This window comes from Paenibacillus xylanexedens (assembly GCF_001908275.1).
GTDB classification, from domain to species: Bacteria; Bacillota; Bacilli; order Paenibacillales; family Paenibacillaceae; genus Paenibacillus; species Paenibacillus xylanexedens_A.
In genome coordinates this window covers 1,532,870-1,548,245 of sequence record NZ_CP018620.1, presented here as the reverse complement: position 1 = coordinate 1,548,245, position 15,376 = coordinate 1,532,870, and the positions used below count along the sequence as shown (strand labels likewise).

General features: G+C 47.8%; 14 protein-coding genes and 1 riboswitch. Of the genes, 6 read left to right on the top strand and 8 right to left on the bottom strand.

The annotated features are described in order from the left end of the window. The first annotated feature begins 66 nt into the window (after positions 1-66). From BS614_RS06985 to BS614_RS32105, 4 genes are all read left to right on the top strand, one after another. Positions 67-885 (top strand): zinc ribbon domain-containing protein, encoded by an 819-nt coding sequence (locus tag BS614_RS06985; RefSeq protein WP_074093405.1) that lies wholly within the window; start codon positions 67-69, stop codon positions 883-885. Positions 886-1,349: 464 nt separating this feature from the next. Then, complete coding sequence (locus BS614_RS31425; RefSeq protein ID WP_017690769.1) at positions 1,350-1,517, top strand: hypothetical protein; 168 nt, start codon at positions 1,350-1,352, stop codon at positions 1,515-1,517. Between the two features lie 178 nt (positions 1,518-1,695). Beyond that, positions 1,696-2,385, top strand: a complete 690-nt coding sequence (locus BS614_RS06980) for a hypothetical protein (RefSeq protein WP_074093403.1) — start codon at positions 1,696-1,698, stop codon at positions 2,383-2,385. Between the two features lie 228 nt (positions 2,386-2,613). After that, positions 2,614-3,390 (top strand): hypothetical protein, encoded by a 777-nt coding sequence (locus BS614_RS32105; RefSeq protein WP_244898279.1) that lies wholly within the window; start codon positions 2,614-2,616, stop codon positions 3,388-3,390. Between the two features lie 362 nt (positions 3,391-3,752). Here BS614_RS32105 and thiC read toward each other — a convergent pair whose 3' ends face one another. Together thiC and BS614_RS06965 are read right to left on the bottom strand one after the other, a co-directional pair. Next, positions 3,753-5,537, bottom strand: coding sequence for a phosphomethylpyrimidine synthase ThiC (thiC, locus tag BS614_RS06970; protein ID WP_157116286.1), 1,785 nt, complete (start codon positions 5,535-5,537; stop codon positions 3,753-3,755). 417 nt (positions 5,538-5,954) lie between these two features. Next, positions 5,955-6,068, bottom strand: a riboswitch (TPP riboswitch). Positions 6,069-6,216: 148 nt separating this feature from the next. Beyond that, positions 6,217-6,960 carry an IclR family transcriptional regulator gene (locus BS614_RS06965; RefSeq protein WP_074093399.1) on the bottom strand — a complete coding sequence of 248 codons (744 nt, stop codon included), beginning with the start codon at positions 6,958-6,960 and terminating at the stop codon, positions 6,217-6,219. A 360-nt stretch (positions 6,961-7,320) separates the two neighbouring features. Between BS614_RS06965 and BS614_RS06960 the strand changes: the two genes are divergently transcribed. After that, on the top strand, positions 7,321-8,346 hold the full coding sequence (locus tag BS614_RS06960) for an alpha/beta hydrolase (RefSeq protein ID WP_074093397.1): 1,026 nt from the start codon (positions 7,321-7,323) through the stop codon (positions 8,344-8,346). A gap of 156 nt (positions 8,347-8,502) precedes the next feature. Then, the gene (locus BS614_RS06955; protein ID WP_074093396.1) at positions 8,503-9,783 is read left to right on the top strand and encodes a Fe-Mn family superoxide dismutase; all 1,281 of its coding nucleotides are present in this window, start codon (positions 8,503-8,505) and stop codon (positions 9,781-9,783) included. Positions 9,784-9,931: 148 nt separating this feature from the next. Here BS614_RS06955 and BS614_RS06950 read toward each other — a convergent pair whose 3' ends face one another. From BS614_RS06950 to queG, 6 genes are all read right to left on the bottom strand, one after another. Then, positions 9,932-10,156, bottom strand: a complete 225-nt coding sequence (locus BS614_RS06950) for a hypothetical protein (RefSeq protein ID WP_036614132.1) — start codon at positions 10,154-10,156, stop codon at positions 9,932-9,934. Positions 10,157-10,226: 70 nt separating this feature from the next. Further along, the gene (locus BS614_RS06945; protein WP_084174437.1) at positions 10,227-11,081 is read right to left on the bottom strand and encodes a lipoate--protein ligase family protein; all 855 of its coding nucleotides are present in this window, start codon (positions 11,079-11,081) and stop codon (positions 10,227-10,229) included. Positions 11,082-11,270: 189 nt separating this feature from the next. Further along, positions 11,271-11,864: a GTP cyclohydrolase I FolE gene (gene folE, locus BS614_RS06940; RefSeq protein ID WP_074093395.1), complete on the bottom strand. Its 594-nt coding sequence runs from the start codon at positions 11,862-11,864 to the stop codon at positions 11,271-11,273. Between the two features lie 98 nt (positions 11,865-11,962). Next, positions 11,963-12,226, bottom strand: a complete 264-nt coding sequence (locus BS614_RS06935) for a YneF family protein (RefSeq protein WP_017690778.1) — start codon at positions 12,224-12,226, stop codon at positions 11,963-11,965. A gap of 165 nt (positions 12,227-12,391) precedes the next feature. Then, a complete protein-coding gene (locus tag BS614_RS06930) occupies positions 12,392-13,423 on the bottom strand; it encodes an HD-GYP domain-containing protein (protein ID WP_017690779.1) in 1,032 nt (343 codons plus the stop codon). Positions 13,424-13,438: 15 nt separating this feature from the next. After that, complete coding sequence (gene queG / locus BS614_RS06925; RefSeq protein WP_074093393.1) at positions 13,439-15,319, bottom strand: tRNA epoxyqueuosine(34) reductase QueG; 1,881 nt, start codon at positions 15,317-15,319, stop codon at positions 13,439-13,441. Between the last annotated feature and the right edge of the window lie 57 nt (positions 15,320-15,376).

The window sequence follows — 15,376 nt, the reverse complement described above, 5'->3', positions numbered from 1 at the left end:
CTGTCCAGTTCCTACCCGTATACTTCAGATATATTCAATCTGTACATATATGAGGAGGAACTAATCATGAACGTCACTGTATGTCAAAGCTGCGGCATGCCGCTCACAACCCCTGCCCAATTCGGAACGGAAGCAGATGGAAGCACAACCCGTGAGTACTGTATCTATTGTTACAAAGAGGGCAAGTTTGAGCAGCCCGGTATGTCACTTGAAGGCATGACGGAGATGTGCACTGCCATTCTGAAGGACGAAGGCATGGATGAGGAATCCGCTCGTTCGATGCTGCGTAACCAGCTTCCTTTTTTGAAACGTTGGCGCACGAATACAACGAATCAACATACAGAATCTCTGGCTGAAAACCCTACTGTTTCCGCTAATCCTGATCAGGTAACAACAGATCATTCGTTCTCTGCCCAGCCCGTTCGTTATGTCACTCTCCCTGGAAAACGTATTGCCGGCGTATCCGCCCGCACAACCAACGCCATTGAAATCAGTGGCAAAGGTTGTATTCAGGGACTCTGGAACAATTATTTTGCCTCAGAGCACCTCCCTGCACCTGAAAGTGCTCGCTATGGTTGTTACACGGATTACACCGATGGGATAACCGGAGAATACACCATACTGGTAGGGCATGAGGTCAGTCCGAACGAATCATTGCCTGAAGGATTGGACGACATTTTACTCCCTCCTGCAACTTACGCCGTATTCACTTCCAGAAAAGGACCGATGGCAGAGGTTGTTGGCGAAGCTTGGGGAGCCGTGTGGGCATGGGACAAACAAAGCGATCGTACGTTCACCGGGGATTTTGAATTGTATGATGAACGCAGCCTGAATCCCGAAAGTGTACAAGTAGATATCTACATCGCTGTTCGTCAAAATAGATAGAGACAACACTGTATACCTCAGACAAGATCAAATTTTCCTCGCATCCTTATTCATATCACGCAAGCTGCCGAGTTCGCTCGGCAGTTTTTTGTTATATCCGGAACTACATTACCACCTAAACAACCCGACCATGGTACCAAGTTAGTTAGCATGATTTGCATCATTTAACCAGACAATATGCCTCATAAGCGGGTACCATTGACTTCCTTAAAATTGGGACTATTCACATAACAACCATTGCTATCCTCCCACACAAAACCTTTCAAATCAGGTCCTTTACTCCTGAATTTCCCTAAAAACGTTTACATCTCCTTAAAACCGGGTAAAATCACTACAATCCAATTGGAATTACGCTTTAAACTCTTCTATTTCGTCTAACAAGTCACATGTACCTATATGCGCACCTGGCATGGTAACCAGTCGAAATACATAATTCAAAAAAATGCATCAAAGGAGGAACCAAGATGATCCGCATGCCTATTCAGCAAATGATCCCGTACCATCACCAATATCCGCGCAACACGGCGACCACTGCTCCTAAAAAGGAGAATGAGAACACTCAAGGTCTATCCTTTCATGAAATTTTACAGCAAAAAATGGCGAAGAAAAATGCTTCTCCTTCTCTTAGATAAAAATGGACACCGGACCCTATTCGAATCCGGTTATCAACCGTCTTTCCGCAGCTTGGCGGAAGGGCGGTTATTGGCGTTGAGCCATAAACGACTGTACAGTTCTCAGGCATGTTTCTATAATGGTTTAAATATCTAAGAGATCCATGACATATACGAACTGTAAAAGGGGACTTAACACATGATCACCATTGGTTGTTTTCACGCTCACTATTCCAACATCGCCTTAATTGAAGAAACGCTTGCTCCTTATGAAGTTGAATTGGTCCATTACGTCGATCCAGGTCTGGACCGTCTTAAACATGACGCTGACTTTTCGGAGGTCGTTATTCACGAGAAGGTAGCCCAGACGCTCCAATGGATCGCAGAGTGTCATGCCAATGCCATTCTGGTTACGTGTACCCTGTTTGCGACAGTATTGGAGCAGGAAGCCATACAGGTCCCTGTGCCTGTGATCGGCATAGATGATCCGTTATTGCAGGAGATGCGGCGAGTACCAGGAGATTACATAATCGCATTCACCAACCCGGCAACCGTTGAAGGAACGATGGCACGGTTGAATCAGGCATTACAACAAGAGGATGAGAATGGGCAACTACACGTTGCCAAGACCTCTCAGACGGAAGCGGTGTGCATCCCTTGGACATTTGAGTTGATTATGCGTGGAGATCAGCAAGGGTATCTCGAAGCGGTACGAGAAGGCTTACAGCAGATTGCTGAGCAGTATCCGGGTAAAACGGTAGTGGCAGCCCAACTGTCTATGGCTCCCGCAGCTGCACAGGTTACAGTAGATCGCGGTATTCCAATCCATAGCCCGCTGGCATTGCTTGCGGCGTATTTGGAGAAGAATTTGGGCCTGGCTCGACAGTAGATTCATCAAACAATTAATTGATACAAATTGGATGTGCTCCTGTGATCTAGTTAAGAGTTAGTAGAGTAAGTATAAGTATGTTTAATTTATTATTTACATAAATACATATTAATCCTAATTTTTAAAATAATAATTAAATATACATAATTTAGGTATACAAACCTAGGGTTATATGATAAATTTATATTGTTATAATTTAACAAATTACTCAGAGGGTGAGGTTTTACATTGAGATTATTGCGTTTATCGAAGTTACTGTTGGTTTGCTGTCTATGCCTATTACTTATTCCTACCAGTGCTTTCGCTTCTGCAGAGAATAAAACTGTGAAATTGGACATAACTTTATTAAAGCAGGGTATTCCTTATGAAGTAATAGAATCCTGGAGCCCTGAGTTTAAGAAAAGTCTTTCGAAAGAAGATGGATCAATTGAAGTAGTGGCTCATGAAAAAGCCTCAGCACCTGAATTCAACGGAGAGGTTGGACCACTCGGAAATATCAAGGATGATCAATTTGACTATTATATAACCATAGTTCGAACTGATAATGTTAATAATCGTGAGCGGTTTATGGTTGCATTAACAGGAAAGTGGAAATCAATGCCTTTTTGGCGCTTATCTGATGCTTATGGCGCTTCTTTTGATAAAGAAATTTGGAGAACAGTGCCAGGTTCTGGGTATTATGAAGATAAAGTCAAGTATAGCGGAAACTCTACGTTTACAACTTTAGGAAGTGGACGTAATTTCTCATATACTGGTGAGAATGGTGTTGGATTCAATGCTGATCTCAAAGGGGGCATTATTATAACAGAACAGGTTGCCTCTGCCGTCTTTACAATAGAACATAAAAAGCAAGGAAATCAAAGTGGTCTATCTCAAATACAATCCAATTACTACCACATTAAAGGTACGGGCAGTGTAGGATTGAGTTTTGGAGCTCTAGAGGTTAGCTTCTCAGGCTCTGCTGATAATGATTCCAGAGGTACACTTAAAAATTTTAATTATTAATGAAGTCTTTGTTAAATATGTATATGTAATATAAGGTAGAATAAAGTTAAATTCAAAAAAGAGAACGATATAAAAATCGTTCTCTTTTACACATTTCACTCAACAAGAGAGGTGAATAAATTAATGCGATTTTTATATATTCTTATCTTGTTCCTAGTCGGTATGGGTTCTTCCGCACTTCTACATGCTAGTAATCTTAAACTTTCTGATGGCGTGCTGTTTGTCATCGCAGGCATCCTATTTCAGATTTGGCGTAAGTTGGATTGAATCCAAAAGTTACGGTGAAGCGGGTTTGGCCTTGTCCAAACATTAATCAATATTTATAATTTAAAGCTTCAAAAAACCTTCATCACCTGGCTCCCTTAGGAGCGTGTCCGATATTCCTCGGCCTTTTCCTGCATCCCGGTAGCTACAGCCTCATTCTCGGACAATCCTTTATCAGCGGCAAAGGCACGAATGTCCTGCGTGATGCGCATGCTACAGAACTTTGGTCCGCACATGGAGCAGAAATGAGCTTCTTTGGCCCCTTCTGCTGGCAGCGTCTCATCATGGTAGGACAGCGCACGTTCAGGGTCTAGTGACAGGTTGAACTGGTCCCTCCAGCGGAACTCGAACCGTGCTTTGGACAATGCGTCATCCCGGCGCTGAGCACGCGGATGTCCCTTCGCCAGATCGGCGGCGTGAGCTGCGATCTTGTAGGCGATGACCCCTTCCCGCACATCATCCTTGTTGGGCAGGCCCAGATGTTCTTTTGGCGTAACATAACAGAGCATGGACGTGCCGAACCAGCCAATCATGGCTGCCCCAATGGCGGACGTGATGTGATCGTAACCCGGGGCAATGTCGGTCGTCAGCGGCCCCAGCGTATAGAACGGTGCCTCTTTACATATCTCCATCTGCAAGTCCACATTCTCCTTGATCTTGTGCATCGGCACATGACCCGGGCCTTCGATCATCACCTGCACATCATGCTTCCATGCGATCTGCGTCAGTTCCCCAAGCGTAGCCAATTCCGCCATCTGAGCTTCGTCATTCGCATCGTAGATACTGCCTGGACGAAGTCCATCTCCCAGCGAAAACGCCACATCATACCTTTTCATAATCTCGCAGATTTCTTCAAAATGGGTGTACAAAAAATTCTCCTGATGATGCGCCAGACACCATGCTGCCATAATGGACCCGCCCCGGGACACAATGCCTGTCATTCGCTTGGCGGTCATGGGGATATAACGCAGCAGTACACCTGCATGAATCGTAAAGTAGTCCACGCCCTGCTCTGCCTGCTCAATGAGTGTGTCACGGTACAACTCCCAGGTCAGCGCTTCTGCTTCGCCATTCACCTTCTCCAGCGCCTGATACAGCGGCACCGTACCAATCGGCACAGGTGAATTACGGATGATCCATTCCCGGGTGGTATGAATGTTTTTGCCTGTGGACAGATCCATTACGGTATCCGATCCCCAGCGTACCGCCCAGGTCATCTTCTCGACCTCTTCCTCGATGGATGAAGATACAGCAGAGTTGCCAATGTTGGCATTGATCTTCACATGAAAATGACGACCGATCAACATCGGCTCACTCTCCGGGTGATTGATGTTGGATGGCAGAATGGCCCGTCCACTCGCCAGCTCCTGCCTCACAAATTCCGGTTCCACGCCTTCACGAATGGCGGCAAACTCCATCTCTGCCGTAATGACTCCTTGCCTCGCGTAGTGCATCTGGGTCACACAGCGTCCTGGCTGTGCCCGCAGCGGTTTGCCACGTAATCCAGGGTACTCTTCGGCTCCAGCTCTCTTTCCTCCGGGCTTCAGTCCGTTATCCACCGGTTTAACCGTACGGCCTTGATAAGCTTCGACATCGCCGCGCTCTGTGATCCAACGGGTGCGCAGGGCTGGCAGACCTGCACGGATATCCGCATGAAATGCGGGATCGGTCATCGGGCCGCTCGTATCGTAGACACGTAGCGGTTCGTTATGCTCCACCCCTTGGGGAGTATTCGTGTCATGAAGGGCTATCTCACGCTCCGGTACAGCAATGTCCGGCCGTGAGCCCTGAATGTAGACTTTGCGGCTGCCCGGAAAGGGCTGAACCCGTCCGGCCGCTCCTGTTTCTTTTTCCACCTGCTGACCGTTATGTTCCTGTTCCATCGCTTGTTGTCCCGTTTGATTTCCTGTACTCATGTTCGCTTTTCTCCTCCTCAGTGTTCGTCGCTTGTTTGGTTGGAATAGTCATTAGCTCACTTACGTACCTGTCCCAAATCATGCGCATTGCAGAGAAGAAAGAGCGATCCTACACCAGACCAGGGGAGACACTTTTCATGTACAGTTAACAACAGACGGAGGCTACCACAGATCATCGATCTATAAGACTCCCCTCCTCATCCAAGCCCACTTCCGCAGGTTATCGAAAAAGAAGCCCATAAAATCCGCGCTATATCGCCCGTTCCCTGTATATAAAAAAGCCGGTCCCCGAAGGAACCGACTTTTATGTCCATCACCAATAATGCACCTTTATGCAGCTCCTTAACGGAGCCCTACAAGGGTCACATCATGTGGTGGTTGTGGTCATATCGCCGATTACTTCCCTACGCTGGTATGATCCAGATCAGGTGCAAAGGGTCCGGAATCTCATGCGATTCCGTCTCAGTCCGGACAATTCGGACTCCCCCAGTAACGTTAACAAGTTGCGGCTTACATAAGCCGCCGTTCATATTCAATGAAGCTGGCCCCGCTGGGCCGTCCATAACAGAGTAGCGCAACCGGAACATAAAAACAACCTTTATATTCCAAATGATCAACTCTATTGGAGAAAAACCTTACCTCAGCATCAGGATAACATGAGCCCCATTTGCGTAGCAGCATCCTTCAACACAGGTGCGTATTCATGCAATGTCTCCTGCGAAAGTCGACTGACAGGTCCCGAGACCGAGAGGGCAGCTGCGATATTGCCTCTGCGATCCATAATCGGTACAGATACCGCGGCAGCTCCCGGCTCACGTTCCTCATAACTCGTGGCATATCCGTTATCCCGGATATCTATCATTTGTGCCAAATACACCGCCGGATCAATAAACACCGGCCATTCCGGCCCGTTCATCAGTTCTTCACGATCCTCGTCCGTGGCAAACGCCATTAGGACTTTGCTGGAAGCGCCCACAGACAGCGGGAGTCTAACACCCACTGGAGCGACTCGGCGAATCGCCTGATCACTTTGCACAGCCTGAATCCGAATCCGTTCACTCCCATCACGCAGGTACAGACTCACAGTCTCCCCCAATCGATCTCTCAGTCGCTCCATCGCAGGCAGTAGCAGAATAGCGGGATCATCACTACGGGACATATGAGCTGACAGCTCCCAGATTCGGATGCCAAGTCGGTACTTCTCTGTTGCTGCATCGCGGATCACGAACCCTCGATCTTCCAGCGTAGCCATCAAACGGTGCACTGTACTTTTGTGCAGGCCGATCTGGCTGGCAATTTCGGTGAGTCCCAGATCACTGCGTGTGGTAAAACATAATAATATATCCAGCGCCCGTTCCACAGCCCGGACGGTTAACTTGCGATCTTCCATGGCATAATGCCCTCCTCATGTTTCATCACATGAAACTTGGTTACATAAATTATATGAGAAACGGTCTCATCTGTAAACCAAAAAGAGCCAAAATCAAAATAGGCCAACGTGTAAATTTTTCCTTTTTATAAGACTTAATCCCCTGTAATTTGCACACTAAGGTAATGTTACCCATATATCTTAAGAACTATATAACAATTGCGTAACAAATGCCCTCAATCAATTGACTTTGACTATATTGGAACATACGATAAAGATATATTACATTAAGATATCGCTCTGAAAACAGGCTCTGAAATCGACGCAATTCTCTTATCATGTCGTTGTTATCTTCAACTGAACTTCAAAGGAGGGGCATTCATGTATCAATCATCCCAGAGCGAAGCCCCGCTGCAAACAAAAGTGTCCGATCTGCCCTCTTCCCTATCACCGAGGCTGATTCGGTTCAAACATATTATCGTAGCGTTGCTGCTCTCCGTTGTATTTTTTCTACTGTTTTGTTTTATTGCACTGCATGGTTATATCGCATGGGTATTATCCAATCCAACGGTAGCGCCTGTCTTCTCCAATCCGATGCAAGCCAAGAACATGAAGTATGAAGACATCACGTTCCCGGCAGCAGATGGCAGCCGCACGATGCAGGGATGGTATATTCCTGCTGACAATGCTGCAAGCAAAACGATTATTTTCAGTCACGGCTATGGTGCTAATCGTGAAGAAACATGGGTACCCATGTATGACCTGGCACACTATGCCCATCAACTTGGGTTCAACGTGGTGATGTTCGATTACGGCTTCGCTTCTCAAGTGAACAAAGCTGTAGCCACAGGTGGCAAAGCTGAGTCACAGCAATTGCTGGGTGCCATCCAGTTCGCCAAGCAACGTGGTGCGCAGGAACTGGTTGTCTGGGGCTTCTCGATGGGTGCCGGTACAGCGTTACAAACCGGACTGATTACGAAGGAAGTGGATGCAATGATTCTGGACAGTGCGTTCCTGCTGGAGCCAGATACGCTGTACCACAACATTCACAACCAGATCGATCTCCCGCGTCAGCCTACACTGGAGATCATGAAACTGTTGTTCCCTGTTCTGAATGGTACCGGATTACAACAGATTCCATACCAGGAAGTGAAAAAGAAAGATTATCCGTTCCCGATTTTCTTCATCCATGGTACAGAGGACGAGAAGGCGCCTTATCCAATTGCGGAGCAACTCGCCGCCAACCAGACCAATCCGTACTCGGATGTATGGATTGTCCAGGATGCGCATCATGAGTTGATCTTCCGGGAGCATCCAAAGGAATATCTGCGCCGTGTCTCAACTTTCCTGAGTCATGTAACGAAAACAAGCAGTGACGATGTGCAAAACACGAATAATGGAGAATAACCAAATTTCAATCACCGAACTTTTCGTTGATTCCAGAGCCCTCAGGGGCTCTTTTTTTTGCACTCATAGGACAACAAGCTCGCGGAATATACTCTTGGGACGCATGAACAGACGGTCTGCATGCAATGTATTTCATCTGAAGGAGGTTCAACATAGATGAACTGGTATGAATATGGTCACCTGCTGCCTCTGCGGACATTGGAGGAAATCCGTTTCTGGAAAGAGCAGGAGAAAGAACATACACTCGTCATTCGTGCCCTGGTTCCTGATCTGGAGCCCCCATACGTCAAGCTACTGGAGGAATGGGAGGTTACCTTTGCAAACAGTGAGCGAGTAGCCAATCAGCTTTTAAAACAACTATTGCCCGCAACCCATCCACCTGCTCCCTACATGGTTCGTTGTATCGATCAACTTGTTTTGGCAGCTCGGCAGCAATCGAGAGAGTTCATCAAACAGCTGTATGTTCTTCTGGAGCAAAGTGCTGCTGTGCAAGCTGTTCCGCTTGCCAAAGTACTCATTCTGCATTTTATCCGCGAGTCGGAGTATTTTCTGGGCGTATTGGATACGCTTGGCCAACCTGGCATCTTGCGTGAAACGGATTCGGAACCGTCACTTTTTCTGGAAAATGCGCTGCATACGTCAGGGCCAGGAAGCATCCATCGCCAAGCTTCAGAAGCCCCAACTTCTCCAGAGGGAAATGTAAATGCACCTGCCGGTTCAGCTCATATCCAATCCGCAACCATTCAACCACCTTCTACCGGAACAACACAAGCCACACCCAGCTCTACAGCACCTCCCGTAAAAGAGAAGCCGGTTCCCATCGGAGGACACACACTGCCTCCTCTCCCCTATGCGTACAATGCGCTGGAGCCACATATTGATGAGCTGACGATGCGTATCCATCATGACAAACACCATCAATCTTATGTGGATGGACTAAATGTAGCAGAGAAGAAGCTGGCGGAATCGCGAAAAAAGAATAACTTTGAACTCATCAAACATTGGGAACGTGAACTTGCCTTCAACGGGGCAGGCCACTACCTGCATACGATCTTCTGGACAATTATGAACCCTGCTGGCGGCGGCAAACCTTCCGGTATGCTCGCAGAGCAGATCAAGCGAGATTTCGGGAGTTATGAAGCGTTTAAGAATCAATTCACAGAAGCCGCGAACAAGGTGGAAGGCAGTGGCTGGGCGATGCTTGTCTGGAGCCCGAGAGCACATCGTTTGGAGATTTTGCAGGCGGAAAAACACCAGAACCTGTCCCAGTCCGATATCGTACCACTCCTGCCACTGGATGTGTGGGAACATGCCTACTATCTGAAACATCAGAATGAACGCAAAAAGTATATCGAGGATTGGTGGAACGTTGTCTACTGGCCCGCTGTGGCCGAGCGTTACGAAACGGCACGCAAGTTGTTGTGGCCGCCTTATTAAGCTTGGGGTTAGATGGTTTAGAGAAAAAAAGAGATATCTCCAGCCGAATGACTGAACGATATCTCTTTTGGTGTATACAAAAAAGCAAGCCTCCTGTAAAAAGAGACTTGCTTGTATTTTGAGAGACTTCCTATTTCTAAATGTTCACTTAAGAAGCACAGCCCTCGCAAGCCACATAGTTGTCGCCAACCTGTTTGCTAATGGAGATCAGATCGCCCAGCTTGATATCAGACTCATCTGTAAACTCCAGATCGGCTATACGTGCAACGATCAGTGCAGCAGCCTCTTCCTTGCTTGTTGCCATTTGGCTGAACTCGGATTTTTCGCCTGTTGATACAACCTCATATAAATACGTATATCTCAATGTGTCCATCCTAACACTCTCCTTCCGAAATCACATCATATCATCTCTATTAACCAATTCCAAGCCCTAGTAAAAAGTGTTAATCGTAACGTAGCTTCATCTGCTCAGCTATCAGGCGTACTTCTTCAGAGCCAACGCTAAGCACCCTGCTGGTCTCCGCCTGTGGATAGCGATCGCGCAGTGTTCGAACCAAAGCCGCAGTATATGCCGCAGCTGAAGGTACACCTGCCAATTCGTTCAGACTTGCCATCGTGCCAGGCTGAACATCGGGATATCCTTCACTCGCCCCGCCTGCTGCATGCTGATAGAATTGTCGCACATCTGCTGCCAATTGATCACCCTGACCGTCCACGATGATAAAAGCCGTAATGATATACGCCTTTGCCTGCCTGCGCTGGGCAATACCACAGAATTTCAATCCACCTACACTGACATCATAATCTCCCGGGCAAAAAGCACCCTGAACCTCGCCAGTTTGCGCCTGATTCGACCACGGCTTTAGCGACTCCGCAATAATCGAAGCCATCTCCCGGAAATCATCATGAATATTGATGGCATGTCCGGGATTAGGCAGAATCAGCGACACATTAACTACCCCTGGGTTCAAGGGTACTGCCGCTCCACCGGAAGGCCGAACACAGACCGCTGTCCCTTGGCTTCTAATCTGTTCCATCGCTTCTACAGCCTGTGGCAACCTGCGGTCACGCAGACCCGCTACAAAGGCATCTGGGTGTCTCCATATATGTGCAACTGGTAGATGCCCTGCCCCAACCCGCCTGCACATAACTTCTTCCCAAGCAAAAGCTTCGAGTACACTGCTACCTTGTCGCATGAGTGGTGTCTCCCAGATTTGCAGACGCATTGAAGCCTGCTGATCTGCCTGTAGTCCCTTTTCCGGCTGAACCGGTTGATCTGAATGGGAAGGTACACTCATCGTTCCATTACCTCCGGCTTAACGAATTCATATGTATCCAGTATATAGGAATGACAACGCATATATAAATAAGCCGGTTCCCAGGGAACACGGCTTATTTATATCACATCCTATGGCTTAGAAACTGCTGCTTCCAAAACCAAAGGAACTTACTCATCAGGCTTGTCCAGCGAGTGGACATACCTGATCTTAATCTTTCATCAAAGACAAGAACTCCGCACGTTGTGCCGGATTCTCACGGAAAGAACCACGTACAGCAGACGTTACCGTCTTGCTTCCCGGTTTCTTCACGCCGCGGGAACACATGCACAAGTGCTCGCCTTCCACAACGACCATAACTCCATGAGGTTCAACGGCCTCTGTCAGAATGTCAGCGATCTGTGAAGTAATACGTTCCTGAACTTGCAGGCGACGTGTTACTGCTTCGACCAGACGAGCCATTTTGCTCAGACCAACGATCTTGCCGCTTGGTATATACCCAATGTGTACCTTGCCGAAAAACGGCGCCATGTGGTGCTCACACTGACTGTAGTAGACAATATCCTTGACGATAACCAGTTCTTCATGATTCTCGTCAAACGTTACACCGAGCACATCGCGCGGGTCTACTTCATATCCGCCAAAAATTTCTTCATACATTCGGGTCACACGTGCAGGCGTTTCAAGCAGCCCTTCACGTGTACTATCTTCTCCGATCAATTTCAGGATCTGCTCTACATGATACTCGATCTTCTCCCGGTTGTCGGATACTTTTGAATTCAAATAATCTTTAACGCCAGCCACTGCCAAACGCCTCCTTTCGAACCAAATACTTTAAGAGGTTGTTCAAAAAGTACGACCCAACTTTTTGAACACACACTTTAAGCAGTTATTCACTGCTATTATTTTCGGCGGCCCGAACTTTTACGCGCAGGATGCTGTTGCGGCTGAGGCATTTTCGCTCCTGGCTGCTGATTCTTCATCATCTGCTGGGCACGCTGCATTTGCTTGCCATTCAGGTTGTAGCCCATTTGCTTCGCCATTTTCTGAAGCATGTCCGGATTGCTTTGCATTTTCTCAAGTTGTTTACGCAAGTAGAACACCCCGATGAAAAATCCCCCGACCAGACCAACAATCAATGTAATAATCGGTATAACAATATCCATCTCTTAGACACCTCTGTATGCATTCTAAAAAGCCTGATAATCTGTGTCACTTCATGATGTTCGACACATAAGTTGTAAACCTGACACAGAGCGGATTTCCTGAAAGTATCATAGCATTTCCGCACGCCTTGAGCAAACGGATTTTCCAGTTGAACCGCACACAAGCTACGTCATGACAGCTTCAATGAAAACGGTTGTATGCTGAGCAAGATCGATTTCAACCACATCCAGAGAATAACGCGTACTTCCGCGCGCCACCCTGATTACAGGTCTGCCGGGCAATCCCCGATGTTGACGCACAATGACTCCAGTCTCTTTGGTAGACAGTCTTACCGCTGTACCATTGGGATACACGGATACACTCTTGTTGAACTCAATCAGAATGTCCCGATCCAGCTTTGTACCAGACAACGCCATCATCTCTTCACAGGCCTCATGTGGCATCAAACTGTCCTTGGATAAACCATTAATGAGATTATCATAGATATTAGCCACACTAACGATTCTCGCAAACAGATGAATGTCACTCCCCTTGATCCCTCTCGGCATGCCTGTACCATCTACATGCTCATGATGTTGCAGGGCCGTATGGGCGACCAACAGACTGAACTCCCGTTTGTTCTTAATCACTTCGAATCCACGCCATGTATGGTGCAGCGAAGAATTTGCAGCAGAGCCACTGCCAGGAGGTTCCCCCACTTTGCCAATATCATGCAATAATGCCCCCACAGCAAGGTCCTTCAGTTGGTTATAATTGAGTCCCATATTCAGTCCGATGACCGAAGACAACAAACATACATTCATCGCATGAACATACTGTGCATTGTCTTTGGTACGAATATCGGTGAGCTGCACAAGCATTTCACGCCCGTTCAGTACATCATTCAGCAACTTCTCTATACTGAGGGCAACTTTCCTCGGACTCCAGTCTTTCCCGGATCGAATGGATTCGAGTGTGACACTCATTTCGTTAATTATTGCCCGTTTCGTGGTTTCATCCAGAATGTCTTCTGCATCCACATCTTTATACGCTTCATCCTGGATGTATAACATGGTCACGCCAATACGCTTCAGCGTATTGACCATGTATACGGTGAGCTGGACTCCGGCAGACAGCAGTACCGTGCCGTTACTGGAATATACCGTCTTGCCCAGAAGCTCCCCCGCTTCCACGCTCTCCACGTTTACATACTTCATGAACGTCCCCCGCTCTTACGATAGCTGCTCCAATGCGAGCAATTGCTCCTTGGTTTGCAGACCGCCTACATAACCCACCAGGGTACCGTCTTTACCACTGATACGGTGACAGGGAATAATAATCGGAATCGGATTCTTGCTAATGGCGTCCAGAACTGCACGAACAGCCTTGGGTCTGCCGATGATTTCCGCAACCTGTTGGTGTGATGAGGCCTCTCCATAAGATATATCGGACAGAACTTGCCATACTTGTAGTTGGAATGGTGTTCCAAGCCGATCAAGCTGCAAGTCGAACGTTTTTCTCTCCCCTGCAAAATACTCCTTTAACTGCTTTGCAGCTTCGCTGAGCTTCTCTTCGTTCTTCTCATATCGATACTCGCCAATCCAGATGCGGGCCCATTGTTGCAGATGAGCTTCGCGTACGTGAAAGGCGCCAAAATCAATGTGACACAGTCCTTCATCCGTCGCGCATAACGTAAGAGTACCAATGGGTGTCAGTACCTCATCGTAGTATACAGGCTTGCCATGAAGACCCGTAACGGCTGAAGGTTTCCACGCTGCGGCTTCCGGTTTGGCAGGCTGTGCAGACTGCTCACTACCCGGTTCAATCCCAGCTTCCATTTTCAAATCCTGTTGTAACGCACGTAAGGCATTGTTCTCGTTGTTCTGTTCCTCTGACTGCTTCTCACTCACTTGTCCAGCCTGTGGCTGTTTGGGTAAGGTCTCGGACGAACTCAGTCGCTCCTCGGCCTTCTGCAGCATGCTTAGTACGTTCCCATCTTGTTCGTTAGCGGCAGCTTCCCCAATTGCTCTCATGGCGTCTTCTCCTCCAATTCTGCTTAACGCCCAGGCTGCGGTTCCCCGCAACTCGGGGCGCGGATCACGTTTTAGTACTTCTGTAAGTTTCGGTACAGCACTTTTGTCTTTGAAATTGCCCAGGGCAATAACGGCGTTGCGTTGAATCGGTTTCTTGCCCCGCCAAGCGGCGGAACTCTGACCGAAACGTTCCTTGAATTCCCGGTTACCGATGTCCAGCAGCGGCAGTAGGAGTGGCTTCACAATCTCCGGATCGGGGTGAAACTCGGGATGGTGATCCCAGTTCTTACCCCGGTTCTTCGGACAGACAATCTGACACGTATCACAACCGTATAGACGGTTGCCTATTTTCAGCATAAATTCTTCATCCACGAACCCTTTTGTCTGGGTTACAAAAGAAATACAGCGCTGTGCATTTAACTGCCCCGGCCCCACTAATGCCCCTGTAGGACAGGCATCAATACATTTTGTACATTCACCGCAGTCTTCGGTCACAGGTGTGTCTGGTTGAAAAGGAATATTTGTTACCAGTTCTCCGAGAAAAATCCATGAACCAAATTTGGGTGATATAATGGCACAGTTTTTGGCACTAAAACCAATCCCCGCACGCTGGGACACCGCACGATCCACCAATGCTCCGGTGTCTACCATGCTTTCGATCATGGCTTCAGGTACGCGTTCCTTTATAAAATTGACCAACTTGTCCATCGCTGCACGCAGGACCTGATGATAATCCTGACCCCAAGCCGAACGGGCAAAAATGCCTCGATACGCACCAGGCTCCGATTTCGGCGGATTCACCATTTTGGATGGGTATGCCACGGCTATTGCAATAAGTGAAGCGGGCTCGCCATCCTTTAAGGCGGGATGCACTCTTTTTTCAATATCCGGCTCTTCAAAACCTGAAGCATACCCCTTATCCCGCGACTGCTCCAGCAGCGACTTCAGGGAAACAAAGGGATCAGCCGAAGCAAATCCGATATCATCAATGCCCAGTCCGGGGCCAGCTGCCTTGATCTCCTGTTTTAACTTCTCCCATACGGAGGCATCCTGTGCTGCCCCGGTCTGTACGCTCGTCATTTCTCTTCCCTCTCTTCTTCCGACACTTATTCCGTAAATAGTGAACGCCCGCCTCAC

What these genes read in the sequence shown, in the direction of transcription:
- queG (WP_074093393.1), bottom strand. Translation starts at nt 15,319, where the DNA reads ATGACGAGCGTACAGACCGGGGCAGCACAGGATGCCTCCGTATGGGAG.
- BS614_RS06985 (WP_074093405.1), top strand. Translation starts at nt 67, where the DNA reads ATGAACGTCACTGTATGTCAAAGCTGCGGCATGCCGCTCACAACCCCT.
- BS614_RS06950 (WP_036614132.1), bottom strand. Translation starts at nt 10,156, where the DNA reads ATGGACACATTGAGATATACGTATTTATATGAGGTTGTATCAACAGGC.
- BS614_RS06965 (WP_074093399.1), bottom strand. Translation starts at nt 6,960, where the DNA reads ATGGAAGATCGCAAGTTAACCGTCCGGGCTGTGGAACGGGCGCTGGAT.
- BS614_RS06955 (WP_074093396.1), top strand. Translation starts at nt 8,503, where the DNA reads ATGAACTGGTATGAATATGGTCACCTGCTGCCTCTGCGGACATTGGAG.
- BS614_RS06960 (WP_074093397.1), top strand. Translation starts at nt 7,321, where the DNA reads ATGTATCAATCATCCCAGAGCGAAGCCCCGCTGCAAACAAAAGTGTCC.
- BS614_RS06930 (WP_017690779.1), bottom strand. Translation starts at nt 13,423, where the DNA reads ATGAAGTATGTAAACGTGGAGAGCGTGGAAGCGGGGGAGCTTCTGGGC.
- thiC (WP_157116286.1), bottom strand. Translation starts at nt 5,537, where the DNA reads ATGGAACAGGAACATAACGGTCAGCAGGTGGAAAAAGAAACAGGAGCG.
- BS614_RS06945 (WP_084174437.1), bottom strand. Translation starts at nt 11,081, where the DNA reads ATGAGTGTACCTTCCCATTCAGATCAACCGGTTCAGCCGGAAAAGGGA.
- BS614_RS06935 (WP_017690778.1), bottom strand. Translation starts at nt 12,226, where the DNA reads ATGGATATTGTTATACCGATTATTACATTGATTGTTGGTCTGGTCGGG.
- BS614_RS31425 (WP_017690769.1), top strand. Translation starts at nt 1,350, where the DNA reads ATGATCCGCATGCCTATTCAGCAAATGATCCCGTACCATCACCAATAT.
- BS614_RS06980 (WP_074093403.1), top strand. Translation starts at nt 1,696, where the DNA reads ATGATCACCATTGGTTGTTTTCACGCTCACTATTCCAACATCGCCTTA.